Consider the following 17185-nt stretch of genomic DNA (forward strand, 5'->3'; position numbering starts at 1 on the left):
CTCCCTCCAGTATGATGATTATTCCATTGTTCCAAGTGGTACTCTTACCCACCCTTCCATTAACACTCGAGCACTACGGCTCATTACCGCTTTTTCAACTGACCAGCCTTTTGAGCTGTTTGTCGCTCTGGCGCCAACTTTTAATGTTCCCGAAGGGTGACCAAACACCACCGATTCTTTTGATCCTCCGCCGGATGCCAAATTGACTAACGTTCCCGGTACACATGCTGCGGAAGCAATTGCTACCGCAGCTGTTCCCATCATGGCGTGATGTAATTTCCCCATTGAAACGGCACGAACTAATAAGTCAATTTCTTCCGCGGCAACAACTGTATTACTCGAAGAGGTATACTGTTTCGCCTTAGCAACAAAGGCGATTTTAGGAGTATGTTGGCGGGTTGCGGCCTCTTCTAACCTGTCGATAAGTCCCATTTTGAGCGCACCATAAGCGCGGATTTTTTCCAACTTTTCTAATGCAGCAACATCGTTGTTTATGTCATCTTGTAACTCAGTTCCTGTATAGCCAAGAGACTCTGCTTGTAGAAATATGGTCGGAATACCAGCGTTTATCAATGTGGCTTGTAAGGTTCCAATCTCCGGAACCGTCAGCTCATCAATAAGATTATCGGTGGGAAACATTGATCCTTCACCATCGGCCGGGTCAAGAAAATCGACCTGAATCTCTTGTGCGGCAAATGTCACGCCATCGAGTTCAAAGTCACCCGTTTCTTGTACATAACCGTTTTTCATCTCGACATGGATTAAAATGGTTTTGCGGATATTCACTTGCCACACTCTTACTGTGACTATGCCATTCTCCACCATGCGCTCTGGCGCTATCAGCCCACTGTGAATAGCAAATGGCCCTACGGCAGCGGATAAGTTGCCGCAGTTTCCGCTCCAATCAACAAAAGGTTTATCAATTGAAACTTGACCAAACAGATAGTCCACATCGTGATGTTCCGATTCGCTTTTAGAGACGATTACCGTTTTACTGGTACTGGATGTTGCTCCCCCCATACCATCGATCTGTTTACCGTAAGGATCAGGGCTACCAATCACGCGAAGCAACAATTTGTCCCGAGCCTCACCCGCGATTTGGGCTGGCTCAGGTAAGTCATCAAGGCTAAAGAAAACCCCTTTACTGGTTCCTCCACGCATATACGTTGCCGGAACTTTAATTTGAGACTGTTTAGTGTGACTTGATTCACTCATCTGATTACCTCCGCTCCACTAAGCCAAAAAGTCTTGAGCAAAGCGTTGTAATACGCCGCCAGCATTATAAACATCGACTTCCTCAGCGGTATCCAGTCGACAAGTGACCGCAATTGACAATGTATCGCCATTGGAACGAGTAACGATTAAGGTTAGATCCGCTCTAGGGGTGATATCACCAATAACATCGTATAGCTCTGTGCCATCAAGGCTAAAGCTTTCGCGTGTTTGACCAGATTTAAACTCAAGTGGTAACACCCCCATACCTACGAGATTGGTACGGTGAATCCGTTCAAACCCTTCTGCAACGATGGTTTCAACACCAGCTAAGCGAACCCCTTTCGCAGCCCAGTCTCTTGATGAGCCTTGACCGTAGTCAGCACCAGCAATAATGATCAGCGGCTGCTTGCGATTCATGTAGGTTTCTATCGCTTCCCACATGCGCATAACCTTGCCTTCAGGTTCCACTCGAGCATAAGAGCCTTGTACCGTTTTGCCAGCTTCAATCACCATCTCATTAAACAATTTTGGATTAGCAAACGTTGCACGCTGAGCAGTAAGATGATCTCCCCTGTGTGTCGCATAGGAGTTAAAATCTTCTTCCGGTACTCCCATCTTGGTTAGATACTCACCAGCTGCACTGCTCGCCAGTATCGCGTTTGAAGGAGATAAGTGATCCGTAGTGATGTTATCTGGTAATATCGCCAAAGGACGCATACCAGACAGAGTACGCTCTCCTGCAAGTGCACCTTCCCAATAGGGAGGTCGGCGAATATAGGTACTTTTTTCACGCCAGTCATATAATGGTGAGCTTGCGCTATCATCATCATTTAGAGAGAACATCTTAATGTAAACTTGATTAAACTGCTCTGGCTTAACGCTCTTCTCAACAACTGCATCAATCTCTTCATCGGATGGCCACAAGTCATCCAAGTAGATCGGTTTACCGTTTTGGTCGGTTCCTAACGAATCTCTTTCTATATCAAATTTCATCGTACCGGCAATCGCATAAGCAACAACCAGTGGCGGTGATGCTAAGAACGCCTGTTTTGCATATGGATGTATACGACCATCAAAATTACGATTTCCTGATAACACCGCTGTGGTATAAAGATCACGTTCGACAATCTCTTGTTGGATAACAGGATCCAGTGCGCCACTCATGCCGTTACAGGTAGTACAAGCATAGGCGACAATACCAAAACCAAGCTGTTCCAGTTCAGATAACAGCCCTGCTTCTTCTAAATACAATTTAGCCACTTTAGAGCCAGGCGCGAATGAGCTCTTAACCCACGGTTTTCGTATCAACCCAAGTTCGTTGGCTTTTTTTGCAAGCAATCCTGCAGCAACAACGTTTCTTGGATTACTGGTATTGGTGCATGAGGTTATGGCCGCAATAATGACCGCGCCGTCTGGGAGTTGCCCATCTTTTTGTTGCCACTCTCCCGCGATTCCTTGCTCGACTAACTGATTAGTCGGAAGGCGACGATGTGGATTAGAAGGACCCGCCATATTACGAGTCACTTTAGAGAGGTCAAATTGCAACTCTCGCTCATATACAGCTGACTCTAAGTCGTCAGCCCACAAGCCTGTTTCTTTAGCGTATTGCTCAACAAGCTTAATCTGCTGCTCATCACGACCCGTTAGTTTAAGGTAGTTAATAGTTTGCTGGTCTATATAGAACATGCCAGCAGACGCACCGTATTCTGGCGTCATATTAGAGATAGTCGCTCGGTCGCCAATGGTTAAGTCGGTAACGCCTTCGCCAAAAAACTCTAAATAGGCAGAGACCACTCTCTGCTCACGCAAAAACTCGGTTATTGCCAGCACGATATCAGTGGCGGTGATACCCGGTTGTCGCTTGCCGGTCAGTCGAACTCCGACAATATCTGGCAATCTCATCATGGAAGGACGACCCAGCATCACCGTTTCGGCTTCTAAGCCACCGACGCCAATTGCAATGACCCCTAAAGCATCGACATGGGGCGTATGACTATCAGTACCAACACAGGTGTCAGGAAAAGCCACTCCCTCTTTAACTTGAATAACAGGTGACATTTTCTCTAGGTTGATCTGGTGCATAATACCGTTACCCGCAGGGATAACGTTGATGTTTTTAAATGCGGTTTTACACCATTCAATAAAGTGAAATCTATCTTCATTTCGACGATCTTCTATCTGACGATTTTTTTCAAAAGCATCAGCTTCAAATCCCGCATGCTCAACCGCTAATGAGTGGTCCACGATCAGTTGCGTTTCTACCACTGGGTTGACCTTAGCAGGATCACCACCTTGTTCAGCAATGGCATCACGCAAGCCCGCCAAATCTACCAGTGCGGTCTGCCCCAAAATATCGTGACAAACGACTCGCGCTGGATACCAGGGAAAATCCATATCCTGTTTACGATCGATTATCTGTTTAAGAGCGTCGGTTAATGACGCCTGGTCGCAGCGTCGCACCAAGTTTTCTGCTAGCACACGGGCCGTATAAGGCAACTTGCTATACGCGCCTTTTTCTATCTGTTCTACAGCTTCACGAGTATCAAAATACTCAATGCTCGTCCCTGTTAACACCTTGCGATATTGTTTATTCATAATCTCTATCCATGATTTATTTTTTGGCGGAGACGCTAAAGTCTTAGCAGAACTCCGCCTTACCATCATGACTCAGCGAGTTATTTACGCTGGTCGATAGGTAACCAATCTTGTGCATCAGGGCCTTCATAATCCGCACTAGGTCGAATAATTCGGTTATTCGCTCTCTGCTCATATACATGAGCGGCCCAACCCGTTAATCGACTCATCACAAATATTGGTGTAAACAGTTTTGTCGGAATATCGAGAAAGTGATACGCCGATGCATGGAAGAAATCTGCATTACAGAATAGTCCTTTCTCACGTTTCATGACCGACTCAACACGTTCTGACACCGCATAAAGATGGGTATCCCCAACCGCTGCTGAAAGATCTTTTGACCATTTTTTGATCAGTGCATTTCGTGGATCCGACTCGCGGTAAATCGCGTGGCCAAACCCCATGATTTTCTCTTTCTCATCCAGCATGCGCAGAATTTCTTTCTCAGCTTCCTCTGGTGTTTGCCAGTTTTCAATCATCGCCATTGCCGCTTCATTTGCACCACCGTGCAGTGGTCCACGAAGAGTCCCTATAGCCGCTGTTATACAAGAGTGGATATCAGACAGGGTTGAGGCACATACCCGAGCAGCAAATGTAGAGGCGTTAAACTCATGCTCTGCGTATAAAATCAATGAACAGTGCATCACTTGCTTATGAAGTTCGCTCGGTTTTGTATCGGTTAATAGTTTTAAGAAGTAACCACCAATGCTGTCTTCAGTTTTGTCTTCTGTATCGACACGTACGCCATCATGGCTGTATCGGTACCAATAACAGATAATCGCTGGGAATGTTGCTAACATACGCTCTGTCGCGTCTTGCTGTTGAGAGAAATCCATCTCTTGTTCTAAGTTGCCTAATACCGAGCAACCTGTCCTCATAACATCCATTGGATGGGCATCTTTTGGTATCAGTTCTAGCGCGTCTTTTAGCGCTTGAGGTAAGCCTCGTAACTCGACAAGCTTAGTTTTATAATTATCCAACTCAGTCTGATTAGGTAGGTGACCCTGTAACAGCAAAAAGGCCACTTCTTCGAATTCAGCGTTGTTTGCTAGATCAGTGATATCATACCCTCGGTATGTCAACCCTGTTCCTGATTGCCCTACGGTACACAGTGATGTTGTTCCAGCGCTTTGCCCTCGAAGACCTGCGCCGCTTAATTTCTTGTCCGACATGACGAACTCCTTTCCTTTTTCCGGTGCATCCTACTCACTACGGCACCAGCAGTTTCACGTTAAAAAATGGTTATTTGTAAACAAATTATTATTGTGAAAACAGGCTATCCAGCTTGTCTTCATAGTGGTGATAATTTAGATGGGCGTACAACTCTTTTCGGGTTTGCATTTGATCTACAACTCCCTGTTGATTACCCACGTCTAATAAATGTTGATACACGTTTTCCGCCGCTTTGTTCATTGCTCTAAACGCGCTTAGCGGATAAAGCACCATATCCACACCATGCTCTGCCAACTCTTCACCACCATAAAGTGGTGTTTGGCCAAATTCTGTAATGTTCGCCAAAATAGGTACATGCTTTCCGGTAGCAGAAGCGAGCGCCGTTGAGAACGTTTTGTACTGATCAAGTTGAGTCATTGCTTCTGGAAAAATCATATCTGCTCCAGCTTCAACACAGGCGATAGCACGCTCAATAGCGGCATCGATTCCCTCAACGGCCAGCGCGTCTGTTCTTGCCATAATGACGAACTCTGGGTTGATACGTGCATCCACCGCAGCTTTCACTCTATCCACCATCTCTTCTTTACTGACAATGGCTTTATTAGGACGATGACCACAGCGTTTTTGGGCAACTTGATCTTCCATATGTATTGCGCCCGCTCCCGCTTTTTCCATCGCTTTGATGGTGCGAGCAATATTAAACGCGCCACCGAAACCCGTATCGATGTCCACCATGAGTGGCAAATCACAAGCGTTAGTGATGCGTTCCACATCCACCAATACGTCATTTAATGTGGTTATTCCCAAATCGGGTAAACCGTAGGAAGCGTTAGCTATGCCTCCTCCAGACAAGTAAATGGCTTGATGACCAACATTTTTAGCCATCATGGCGCAGTATGGATTAACTGTACCGACGATTTGTAGCGGGTTATTTTGTTGTACCGCGAGGCGAAATTTTGCGCCTTGACTTAGACTCATGCGAGGTTCTCCTTACCTGACTTCATCTGTTGTGCAATTAAAATTCGACTTCCTGAGATATGTCTACGCATCAGTATTTCTGCTAACTCTTCATCTCGGTTTTCAATTGCTTGTAGTATAAATTTGTGTTCTTCCAGAGCCTGCTCGGGTCTTGAATGAGACCGAGGAGACTGGTAGCGATACATGCGTAATAAGTGGTAAAGCTCATCGCACAGTAACGAGATCAGTTTTTTGTTTCGGCTTGCTTTAATGATTCGGTAGTGAAAGTCGAAATCCCCTTGTTGTTGAAAATAGGATTTACCTTCTACCTGATCGATATGTTGGGAATGTGTCGACAATAGTTGCTTGAGAGAGTCCAGTTCACTATCGGTAATATTGCGTGCTGCTAATCGCGCCGCCATACCTTCTAGTGACTCTCTTACTGCGTATAATTCTGAAAGGTGATCGGAGGAAAATGTGATAACCCGTGCACCAACATGGGGAATTCGCTCGATAAGCCCTAGCCCTTCTAGACGCATAATCGCTTCACGAAGCGGGCCTCTACTGACGCCAAGTTGCTTTGATAATTCAGGTTCCGAAATCTTCTGCCCTGATGACAAATTACCCTCTACGATTGCTTCAATTAAATACTCGGTTAGATTGTTGGATTTGGTCCCTTCTTTATCAGAAGAAATAGCCGAAGAGACACGCTTTTTTTCTGTAATCTGACTCATTCTTAAACCGTTTAATGTTAACAATATGTAATCAATAGGTTCAAAATAGACCATTTTTATTACATTAGACAAGTGGATTGTCGACAATTTAGACTAATGTCTAACGATTGAGTGTTGAGATTATTGATTGAGCGTAGCCAAGAGAGATATGCAGTGAGAAACATATTATTTCGCATTATTCAGACAAACGAGGCGTTGTGAGTACTTTCGCTAGAGTATATACTCTATTTTTTTACAGTATAGCGTCTATAAAATGGCTAGGTTGATCAAAATAAAACAAAGTATAAAAGCTGCTTTAATCACTAGTTTAATCACCCACTCTTATTCTATTTCAGCAGGTGAAATTAGTTTTGAACATGCTTGGCAGCTGTTACAGGACAAAAACAACGCCATTGCCGCTCAAAAAGCGAATGTCCAACGATATAAACAATTAGAACGCTCTAAAGATGCGCTTAATTACCCTACGCTCTCATTAAGTGCCAATTACACTCACCTAGATAAAGATGTTACCGTTTCTGGTGATCAACTACTGGAAAGTATCGATTCCAAGAGTAAAGCGGCTATTGCAGCCAATCCTGCTCTTGCCGGTCTTTTGGGAAGTTTAGGCAGCGTCAATCCAACATCAACGATTGCGCATCAAGATTTTTTCAGCTCTTCTATCCGTGCTATATGGCCGATATTTACCGGGGGACGAATTACGTCTGCCCAAGCTATCGCATCAGGACAAACCGACCAAGCCATTGCCCAACTTGAAATGGAAACTCAGGCTCAATATGAAGATTTGAGCAAATACTATTTTAGTGTGGTGTTAGCTCGCGATGTGCTCTTAACCCGAGAATCGGTAGAAAAAGGATTAACCAAACATAGAGACTTTGCCATCAAGCTTGAAAAGCAGGGTCAAATAGCCAAAGTAGAACGTCTGCAAGCGGAAGCTTCTTTAGCCAAGGCCAAAGTGGATCGGAAAAAAGCGCAAAAAGATGTTGAGATTGCAGTGTCAGCGCTAACACAGATACTGAATCAATCCGATAAAGTGTATCCAAATACCAAGTTATTTATTAATCATACGCTTCCTCCTTTAAGCGCTTTTACCCAACAAACATTAGATACCTACCCCGGCCTAGCCATCTTGGATGCCAAAAACAAACAAGCGTCAAACCTCATTAAAGCAGAGCAAGGTCGTTACTATCCGGAGGTCTATCTGTATGGAAACTATTCGCTCTATGAAGATGATAGCTTAGCAAATCAAATGACCCCTGACTGGCTGGTGGGTGTAGGGGTTAAATTACCTCTTATTGACAACTCTGGCCGATCCGAAAATATACAAGCCGCACAAAGTGCCGTTTTGCAGGTCAATCATCTACGCCAACAAGCAACACAAGATCTCTCTGTATTAGTTGAAAAAACCTATTTTGAAGCTGAACAAGCTATCGAAGAAGTTGAAGGGTTAAATGCGAGTATTCAATTGGCTAAAGAGAATCTAAAACTTAGAAACAAAGCATTTACCCAAGGTTTATCTACATCACTGGAAGTTGTTGATGCCGAACTCTACTTAGCCGGAGTAAAAACACAGCAGCAGTTAGCCAGTTTTAATTATCTAATTGCGCTAAATAAACTACTGGCATTAGCAAGCGATATAAATGCCTTTAAACAGTATCAAAATAACGCTTACCAACCGATCAATTCTGAGGATGCATCATGAAATTAGTAAAACCCCTTCTAGTCAGTTCGGTTGCTATCGGCATTGCTGCATGGGTAGGCTTTAGCTTTTACCAAGCATATCAACCAAAGCCCGTTCGCCTACAAGGACAAATTGAGGCTCAGCAGTACAGTATCTCTTCTAAAGTGGCAGGACGCATTGATCAAGTCATGGTGAAAAAAGGAGACATGGTTAAAAAAGGTGATCCTATCTTTACCATTTACAGCCCAGAGATAGACGCCAAGTTAGAGCAAGCAAAAGCGGGTCAACAAGCTGCCGGTGCACTGGCGTTGGAAGCGCAAAATGGTGCCCGTACACAACAGATCAGCGCGGCAAAAGATCAATGGAATAAAGCTCGGGCTGCATCGCAGCTGTTGGAGAAAACCTTTAATCGAGTCGATAACCTGTATAAAGACGGCGTAGTTGCCGAGCAAAAACGCGATGAAGCACTCACCCAGTGGCAAGCCGCCAAATACACACAAAGTGCCGCTTATCAAATGTATCAAATGGCCAAAGAAGGAGCACGAGATGAAACAAAGCGTGCTGCTGAAGAGAAAGCGCGCATGGCCGCAGGTGCCGTCGCAGAAGTTGAAGCTTACGCGCTCGATACAAAAATAATGAGTTGGTTTAATGGCGAAATCTCTCAAGTACTGTTAAATAGCGGTGAACTAGCGCCACAAGGTTTTCCGGTGGTTACTGTTATTGACATGCAAGATGCTTGGGCAGTATTTAACGTCCGTGAAGATCGCCTTAAGAATTTTACCAAAGGCGCCACCATTTCGGCATACATGCCTGCTTTAGATAAGCATATCGATTTTACTGTCACGCACGTATCCGTAATGGGTGATTTTGCCACTTGGCGTTCCACGGATGCCTCTCAAGGGTTTGATCTTCGGACGTTTGAGGTAGAGGCGAAGCCCGTCAACATAGAAGACAATAAACTACTTCGTGTTGGCATGAGCGTTTCCGTTGAACTTTAGATACCGAGAATCTGGTTTGCGACTGTGTCTAAGCCAATGCTGTGGAGTCGATAATGTATAGCGATGAAAAAGTCTCTCAATGGCATGTTGTCATCAGTGATAAATGGTTGCTCTCATGTTTAACTTGGGTACCTATTCTATTGGCGCTATCCATATGGTGGATATTTTCCCAAGCTATCGCCAGAGACCTTCCGATAGGCGTTGTAGATTTAGAACGCAGTACGCTTTCACGTCAGTTAATCAGAGAATTGGACGCAACATCGACGCTGAGTGTCATTGATACCAGCATCGATGTTGCACAAGCCAAAAGAAAACTGATCAATAATGAGTTATACGCCTACGTTATAATCCCTTCTCATTTTGATCGAGATATTGTGTTAGGGAATCCACCTCAGATTACCGCCTTTTACAATAGTCAGTACATTTTAGTGGGCAAACTGATCAATTCAGCGGTGTTGCAAGCGCATGGTACATTTAATGCAAAAATCGGCGCTGCAAAACAACTCTCTAAAGGCAACAAAACCTTTGCTAGTGCCTTAGGTGGAACCGTACCCGTACAGACTCAAATCACCGCACTGTTTAATCGCAATGCCAACTATGCTCAGTTTCTTGTTACCGCTATCGTGCCTGCGCTGTGGCAAATATTCATTGTTGTCACAACAATATTGGCATTAACCGCTAATCACCGTATATACGGTTTAAAAAAAATGGTCGGTCATTCGGCTATTAAATCGTTAGCGGTTTTTATTGGCTTTTATCTCCCCTTTTATCTACTGCTAGGTTTTGGCTTTTTAACATGGTTTTACTTTGGTTTAGACTTTCCATATCAGGGTAGCCTGCTCACGCTTATCTATTCACAGCTTCTCACGATATTTGCCTGTATAAGTATGGCCGCGCTGTTTTTCTTTTTGACACTAGATCCAGCCAGAGCCATGAGTTTCGCAGGCGCATTTACCGCACCAAGTTTTGCTTTTATGGGGGTAACCTTTCCCGTTACTGATATGAACCCAATCGCGACTTGGTGGCGAAGTTTATTGCCAATCAGCCACTACATTGAAGCGCAAATCAGCCAGTTTAGTTACAATGTAACACCATGGCAAACCATTAGTTCCATTACGCCGACCATGAGTTTGTATCTTATTCCACTGCTCTTGTGCCTTGTATTAATCAACAAACACTTAACCAAATTAGAGGCTAACCAATGAGGCTAGATCGGTTGCTAGTTAAGGAACTGAAAGCGATTTTAACTAATCCGGTTATTATTTTAACCATGTTCGCTGGCGTAGTATTTTACTCGTTTCTCTACCCTCTTCCTTATGTAAATCAGACGCCGACTGAACAGATGGTGTCTGTTGTTAATCTCGATAAAAGTTTGACCAGTTATCAACTCGAGCGAATGGTAGATGCCACACCGCAGGTTAAGCTTGTAGATCGCAGCCATACCATACAAGAGGCAAAAGAGAAGTTTTTAGACGGTAAAGTGAAAGGAATTCTGCTCATTCCCCGCCACTTTTATCGCGACTTATTGATGGGTAAAAGTCCTACATTGGCGTTTGCCGGCGATGCCGCATACTTCTTAGTTTATGGCACCGTGGTTGAAGGACTGGCCAAAGCAAGTGGCACTCTAGCTGCAAAAGCCAAAGTGTCACGATTGCTGATGGACGGTGTCCCTTTGATCGCAGCTGAACATCAATACGCCGCCACGACGATAAACTTAAAGCCGACATTTAATCCAGATATAGGATACGTCAACTACGTCGTTCCTGCGGTATTTGTGTTAATCCTTCAACAGACGTTAGCAATGAGCATCGGCTTGCTTGGTGGTAGCCAAAAGTTTGGTAGCGGCTACTGGAATGCCGTCCCCACTTTGCGCTTACTGCTTGTCCGTAGCTCGATATTTGTTGTCATCTATTACTTCTTGTCCATGTATTACTTTGGATTTAGCTTTGACTACTACCAAATTAGTCGATTGGCACCGCCACTAACCTTGTTGGCGATACTTGCTCCCTTCCTCTACACCTCAGCCTTCATTGGCCATATTCTCGGTTTGCTATTGCCCCGTCGAGAGTTGGTTACCGTGGTGATTTTGATCAGTTCTATGCCGCTAATTTTCTCGACAGGATTTATCTGGCCGTTAGAGAGTGTTCCTCAAGGAATGGTATGGCTGTCGAAAGCGATACCATCAACACCAGCAATTCAAAGCTTTTTAAAAGTAAATCAGATGGGGGGGGATTTTTCCTTGATACTTCCACAATGGTCTTTGCTATGGGGACAATTTGTTATATGGGGGCTTCTTGCTCTAGTGGTCGATAGAAAGTATCGCTATAAAGTCATCAAGCAAGCCAGCTAGACTTGCTTGACGATGTGAAAATTAAAGGCCTAACTGATCAGCAATTTGCTCAATTTCTCGTAGATCAAGTTTGTGCACTTCAATCATTTGGTCCATCTGGCTAATGTTGGAGTTTACTTCGTCGTGCAAATCGCAAGATTTTGACGATGCATCCCAAGACTTACCCTCTAAAAAGAGATCGCACTCTTTTTTATAACGCTCTAGTTTAGGCGCTAGCGACTCTCTTTCTGTTTGTAGACGAGTGAGTTGCTGCTTGATATTTAACTCCCGCTGAAACAGCTCTCTAGAGCGCTCAAGCATGGTTGACTGCATATCTGTTTGTCGAGTCAATGAGGCAATCTCTTTACTATTGGCGTCAAGCTTGGTTTTTTGCTGCTCCACTAGCTGCTCTAACTCGATGTTTATTTTTTCTAGTTCAGTGATTAACGTCTTCGACTGCTGTTGCTGCTGTTGGAACTCTTCATTCTTAATAGTCAGAGCGTTAGATACTCTTTGCTCGACTTCCTCTTCAAGATTGGCCTGCTTCTCTTCTACTACGGTAATTTTCTCTACCACAATATCTTTTTGCTGTTGTTCGAAAGTAGCAATTTTTGACTCTAAAACTTGGTAAGCAGACTGCCACTTACTCTTAGTCGCAATAGAACCAATAAGGCCTCCCATTGCTAAACCTAAAATGGCCGCAATAACAATATAGAGAATGGTGTGTTTATCCCTCTCTTCTATAACGACGATATCGTCGTCTTGCTCAACAGCGTCATCTTCTATATTCACTTAATCTGTGCTCCTTTACTAATGCAACAGCTCGCTGACCACCAAAATAATCGTATATGCGGCAAAACCACATATAAAAGCAAGAGTTACGCTCTGTTGTACATTTTTATTAGTCCCATAACGTATTAAAAATACGGATAAGGCGATAAAAGCAGCAATAGCGATCATTCTGGTCATATATTCTCCTCAGTATGGTGTAGTTATAGCATTTAATTATCATTTTTACGTTAGATTCTCGCGAGTTATTTGCTTATTTGTCTATATATTGGCCACTTGAGCCAAACACTACTGACATCACACTTTTTTTTATATAACATGCGCAATACAGAATATTGGTAAATGAATTAGCGACCAATATTTGTTCCGATGAAGACTATAGGAGAGAGGTTTTTGTACTGCTTTATTGTTAAATAAAGGTTACAAAAGCTCGCCGAAGAAGTAAATCTTTCAGGTGTCCGGTTCTGGTGAAATTCCAGGCTATGCCATCACTATCTTGTGCAACTATTCATAAGATATAGGTTGGTAAGGACGAGGACTGTAGTTGGAGGAACCTCTGGAGAGAACCGTTAAATCGGTCGCCGAAGGAGCAAGCTTGTCTTAAGACAGGTCAAACTCTCAGGCAAAAGGACAGAGGAGTGGAAAGTTACAACTTATTTAAGCTCAAATTTAGATATTATCTGGTGATCTTGTCACCGGCCTTTCCCTCTTCTCCTTAAATTTTATGTTTTATTAAGGGGAACCCATGAATAATTTTCAAAATATACTTCAAACAATCGATGGATTTGTTTGGGGACCACCACTACTTATCTTGCTTGTTGGAACCGGTGTTTATTTTACCTTCCGCCTCGGGCTATTGCAGTTTAGACACTTACCAACCGCACTTGGATTAGTTTTTTCACGCAGCAACAAAAACAGCGGAGAAGGCGACGTTTCCAGTTTTGCAGCACTTTGTACTGCCCTTTCTGCTACGATTGGTACCGGTAATATTGTCGGTGTTGCAACAGCAATTAAGCTGGGTGGTCCGGGCGCACTGTTCTGGATGTGGCTAGCGGCCTTATTTGGTATGGCAACAAAGTATGCAGAATGCTTATTAGCTGTTAAATACCGTAAATTGGATGATAAAGGCCAAATGGTTGGTGGCCCGATGTATTACCTGCAATATGGTGTTGGTTCAAAACTGTTGGCAAAGCTGTTCGCTATCTTTGCACTCGGTGTAGCTTGTTTTGGTATCGGCACGTTTCCACAAGTCAATGCCATTTTAGATGCATCACAACTGTCATTTGGCGTATCACGTGACATGTCGGCCATTGTTCTTACCGCTCTTGTCGCATTTGTTACCGTTGGTGGTATCAAATCTATTGCACGAGTCGCCGGAAAAGTTGTTCCTGCCATGGCGGTGTTTTATGTACTCGCTTGTTTAATGGTACTTGTCTCAAATGCCGATCAGCTACTGGCGGCTATCGAGCTTGTTATCGTTTCAGCATTTACCAGCAGTGCCGCAACAGGTGGCTTCTTAGGTGCTAGCATTATGCTGGCGATTCAATCTGGCATCGCTCGTGGCGTGTTTTCTAACGAATCAGGATTAGGTAGTGCACCAATGGCGGCTGCGGCTGCAAAAACAGACTCCTGCGTTCGTCAAGGATTGATATCCATGACCGGAACCTTTTTCGACACCATCATCATCTGTACCATGACAGGTTTAGCATTGATCATGACAGGCGCATGGCAAAGTGACTATGCCGGAGCAGAAATGACCACGCACGCTTTCGCTGTCGGATTAGATTCCGGTACTTTTGGCCCATTAATGGTATCGATAGGTTTGATCTTCTTCGCTTTCACCACCATTTTAGGTTGGAACTACTATGGCGAGCGTTGCGTTGTTTTTCTCATGGGTACGAAAGCCGTGCTGCCTTACAAAGTTATCTTTTTGCTACTTGTTGCATCGGGTGCTTTCTTAAAACTGGATATGATTTGGCTTATAGCCGATATCGTTAATGGTTTGATGGCCGTACCAAACTTGATCGGTTTAATTGCCTTGAGAGGGGTTGTTATCGAAGAGACCAAAAAGTACTTTGCTATAGACAGTGAAGACGAAATGGACTTTGCACCACAACAATAGTTAGTCATAAAAAATGCCCGAATTATCGGGCATTTTTTTATCTGTTAATGGTTCTATCTATTAATGGGTTGCTGATAAAAAAACGGGAGGTTCTTCTAAAATCAGTTTAATACCCAAAGCGATCAATACCGTACCTGTCACCCCTTCCATCCAACTCATAATAGCGCTGTTCTTTACCAATTTTTTTGCTGAGCTTACCGTGCCTGCAAGTGCACATTGCCATGCCATTGATAAAACAAAATGTATTGCTGCCATTGTTAAAGATTGAATAAACGGCGAGTAATTTGGATCGATAAACTGGGGTAAGAAAGCCAAGTAAAATACCGCTGTTTTAGGATTAAGTACGTTGGACAAAAAACCTTCTCTTAATGAACGCTTTGCATTAAAGGTTTGATGCGCTGCGTCATCAATTTTTAATCCATTATTTCCTTTAAACGTTGTTCGAAGGCCATTGAGTCCAAGCCAAATAAGATAGGCGGCCCCTATCCACTTCATCACCTGAAATGCTTGTGCCGATTGCAGTAAAATGGCTGAAACCCCCACCGCTGATAGAGTGGCATGAACGAATAGTCCAGAGCAGATACCCAAACTGGTGATATAGCCATCTTTCGCTCCCGCACGACTGGTATTGCGAATAACGACCGCAGTATCAAGACCGGGAGTCAATGTGAGTATTGTGATGGCGAGAATGAATGCTTCAAAATTGATAATGTGCACAAACGGTTTCCTTGCGAGTTGCTGTCCTATTTAGGCGATATGAATAGGTTAAATCAATATCGCTTATTGGGTTATATCAATAATCCATCGATAAACCAAGCCTCAGATGACATTGGCGATAGTCGATGTCGGTGTTACCATTCTATTTTTGGCTATGGAATATAATAATGAGCGCATTTAAAAAGCTAACGGAACATTCAAAAAAAATCTCTCGCTTTAACCACCTCGCTGCAATTTGCGGTTGGGATCAAGCTGCTGTCATGCCTTCCGGCGGTAATCAAGCTCGTTCAGAGGCAATGGCCGAACTCTCTGTTCACATCCACAAATTGCTGACTGAGCCTCAATTAGCGGAGTGGTTTGACCGTGCCGAGAGTGAGCCGTTATCGACTCAAGATGCCTCGTCCCTAAGAGAACTAAAGAGACAATGGCTACAGGCTAACGTACTGCCTGAAGAGCTAGTGCAAGCCAAGTCATTGGCGGGTTCTAAATGTGAGCACGCTTGGAGAACACAACGAGGCAACAACGACTGGAAAGGCTTTGAGAAGAACTGGGCTGAAGTGGTTAAGCTTTCGCAACAAGAGGCACAGATTCGCGCTGATGCTACCGGCTTAACACCTTATGATGCCATGCTGGACATCTACGAGCCGGGAACGAGCTCAGAATCATTAGATACGCTATTTAATAACGTCAAAGGCTGGTTACCTCAATTGATAGATGAGGTCATTGAAAAACAATCTAAGCAGAGTTTTATTCAGCCTCAAGGATCATTCTCAACCAAGCAGCAAAAAGCACTTGGTCTTAATGTAATGAAACTTCTGCAATTTGATTTTGAACACGGCCGACTGGACGAGAGTGTTCATCCATTTTGTGGCGGCGTTCCTCAAGATGTCCGTATTACGACCCGTTATGATGAAGCTGAATTTGTTCAATCTTTAATGGGTATTGTTCACGAGACGGGTCATGCTCGTTATGAACAAGGGCTTCCAACCACATTAGCCGGTTTGCCGTCCGGTGAAGCACGTTCAATGGGCATTCACGAATCACAATCTCTATTTTTTGAAATGCAAGTGGGTCGAAGCGATGCCTTTATCCGCCATTTATCGACTATGGCTGAACAGCATTTTCAGGGACATGAACCGAGTCTGTTTAGCGAACAGAATTTTCAAAAGCTGTATACCCGAGTAAAAAAAGACTTTATTCGTGTTGATGCCGATGAACTTACCTACCCTGCGCATGTCATCTTACGCTACGAGATAGAAAAAGATCTGATTAACGGTGATATCAAACATACCGATGTTCCTGAACTATGGAACCTAAAAATGCAGCAGTACTTAGGTTTATCTACTGAAGGAAACTTTACTAATGGTTGCATGCAAGACATCCACTGGACCGATGGGGCCTTTGGTTATTTCCCTTCTTACACTTTAGGCGCTATGTATGCAGCGCAGTTTATGGCATCGATGAGGAAAACGGTTGATGTGGATGCAGCGATTACATCAAAAGATCTTTCACCGATCTTCAATTGGTTATCAGAGAATATCTGGAGTAAAGGCAGTTTGCTGACCACGGATGAGCTAGTTAAGGCAGCAACTGGTGAGACATTGAATGCTGAGCATTTTCAGGCGCATTTGAGAAGCCGTTACTTGTAGTCATGTAAATAATTAAGGCTGAACTTAGATTTGATTCAGCCTTCTTAACTCATTTCCAAAACATGCAATGGCTTACTTTATAAAACATAATGTCTTTGTTGATCTTCACAAATTACATTGCTATCTATCTAACCTCAAATCTGAACAGAAGTTTAGCAGCAATTTGATCGCTTATGAGCTATTGAACAAG

Annotated in this window: 14 protein-coding genes and 1 riboswitch; of the genes, 6 read left to right on the forward strand and 8 right to left on the reverse strand. The window is 43.7% G+C overall.

Going from position 1 to position 17185, the window contains the following annotated elements; translation table 11 throughout:
- Positions 1 to 18 precede the first annotated feature (18 nt).
- The 5 genes from prpF to CHJ_RS07695 all read right to left on the reverse strand — a co-directional run bounded on the left by prpF (position 19) and on the right by CHJ_RS07695 (position 6713).
- On the reverse strand, positions 19 to 1215 hold the full coding sequence (gene prpF / locus CHJ_RS07675) for a 2-methylaconitate cis-trans isomerase PrpF (RefSeq protein ID WP_171751995.1): 1197 nt from the start codon (positions 1213 to 1215) through the stop codon (positions 19 to 21).
- Positions 1216 to 1233: 18 nt separating this feature from the next.
- Positions 1234 to 3810, reverse strand: coding sequence for a Fe/S-dependent 2-methylisocitrate dehydratase AcnD (gene acnD / locus CHJ_RS07680; protein WP_171751996.1), 2577 nt, complete (start codon positions 3808 to 3810; stop codon positions 1234 to 1236).
- A gap of 80 nt (positions 3811 to 3890) precedes the next feature.
- The gene (gene prpC, locus CHJ_RS07685) at positions 3891 to 5021 is read right to left on the reverse strand and encodes a 2-methylcitrate synthase (RefSeq protein WP_171751997.1); all 1131 of its coding nucleotides are present in this window, start codon (positions 5019 to 5021) and stop codon (positions 3891 to 3893) included.
- An 88-nt stretch (positions 5022 to 5109) separates the two neighbouring features.
- Positions 5110 to 6000 (reverse strand): methylisocitrate lyase, encoded by an 891-nt coding sequence (gene prpB / locus CHJ_RS07690; protein WP_171751998.1) that lies wholly within the window; start codon positions 5998 to 6000, stop codon positions 5110 to 5112.
- Positions 5997 to 6713, reverse strand: a complete 717-nt coding sequence (locus CHJ_RS07695) for a GntR family transcriptional regulator (protein WP_317917362.1) — start codon at positions 6711 to 6713, stop codon at positions 5997 to 5999. The genes prpB and CHJ_RS07695 overlap by 4 nt, the downstream gene beginning before the upstream one ends.
- Before the next feature lie 253 nt (positions 6714 to 6966).
- On the opposite strand from CHJ_RS07695, the gene CHJ_RS07700 reads away from it, so the two are divergent.
- The 4 genes from CHJ_RS07700 to CHJ_RS07715 are packed head-to-tail and all read left to right on the forward strand — an operon-like array spanning position 6967 to position 11739.
- Positions 6967 to 8412: a TolC family protein gene (locus CHJ_RS07700; protein WP_317917363.1), complete on the forward strand. Its 1446-nt coding sequence runs from the start codon at positions 6967 to 6969 to the stop codon at positions 8410 to 8412.
- Positions 8409 to 9389 carry an HlyD family secretion protein gene (locus tag CHJ_RS07705; RefSeq protein ID WP_171752001.1) on the forward strand — a complete coding sequence of 327 codons (981 nt, stop codon included), beginning with the start codon at positions 8409 to 8411 and terminating at the stop codon, positions 9387 to 9389. The genes CHJ_RS07700 and CHJ_RS07705 overlap by 4 nt, the downstream gene beginning before the upstream one ends.
- 53 nt (positions 9390 to 9442) lie before the next feature.
- Positions 9443 to 10594 carry an ABC transporter permease gene (locus CHJ_RS07710; RefSeq protein WP_317917364.1) on the forward strand — a complete coding sequence of 384 codons (1152 nt, stop codon included), beginning with the start codon at positions 9443 to 9445 and terminating at the stop codon, positions 10592 to 10594.
- Positions 10591 to 11739: an ABC transporter permease gene (locus tag CHJ_RS07715; RefSeq protein ID WP_317917365.1), complete on the forward strand. Its 1149-nt coding sequence runs from the start codon at positions 10591 to 10593 to the stop codon at positions 11737 to 11739. Before CHJ_RS07710 ends, CHJ_RS07715 begins: the two co-directional genes overlap by 4 nt.
- A 21-nt stretch (positions 11740 to 11760) precedes the next feature.
- Here the strand turns inward: CHJ_RS07715 and CHJ_RS07720 are convergent, their stop codons facing one another.
- Both CHJ_RS07720 and CHJ_RS07725 read right to left on the reverse strand, forming a co-directional pair.
- On the reverse strand, positions 11761 to 12510 hold the full coding sequence (locus tag CHJ_RS07720) for a chromosome partitioning protein ParA (RefSeq protein ID WP_253822037.1): 750 nt from the start codon (positions 12508 to 12510) through the stop codon (positions 11761 to 11763).
- A gap of 18 nt (positions 12511 to 12528) precedes the next feature.
- A complete protein-coding gene (locus CHJ_RS07725) occupies positions 12529 to 12687 on the reverse strand; it encodes a hypothetical protein (protein WP_171752004.1) in 159 nt (52 codons plus the stop codon).
- A 366-nt stretch (positions 12688 to 13053) separates the two neighbouring features.
- Positions 13054 to 13151: riboswitch (glycine riboswitch) on the forward strand.
- 101 nt (positions 13152 to 13252) lie between these two features.
- Here CHJ_RS07725 and CHJ_RS07730 point away from each other — a divergent pair.
- A complete protein-coding gene (locus tag CHJ_RS07730) occupies positions 13253 to 14629 on the forward strand; it encodes an alanine/glycine:cation symporter family protein (protein ID WP_317917366.1) in 1377 nt (458 codons plus the stop codon).
- 60 nt (positions 14630 to 14689) lie between these two features.
- Here the strand turns inward: CHJ_RS07730 and CHJ_RS07735 are convergent, their stop codons facing one another.
- Positions 14690 to 15346, reverse strand: coding sequence for a LysE family translocator (locus CHJ_RS07735; protein ID WP_317917367.1), 657 nt, complete (start codon positions 15344 to 15346; stop codon positions 14690 to 14692).
- Between the two features lie 167 nt (positions 15347 to 15513).
- On the opposite strand from CHJ_RS07735, the gene CHJ_RS07740 reads away from it, so the two are divergent.
- The gene (locus CHJ_RS07740; RefSeq protein ID WP_317917368.1) at positions 15514 to 16995 is read left to right on the forward strand and encodes a carboxypeptidase M32; all 1482 of its coding nucleotides are present in this window, start codon (positions 15514 to 15516) and stop codon (positions 16993 to 16995) included.
- Positions 16996 to 17185: the final 190 nt, after the last annotated feature.

The organism is Vibrio sp. MACH09 (assembly GCF_033238805.1).
Classification (GTDB): Bacteria; Pseudomonadota; Gammaproteobacteria; order Enterobacterales; family Vibrionaceae; genus Vibrio.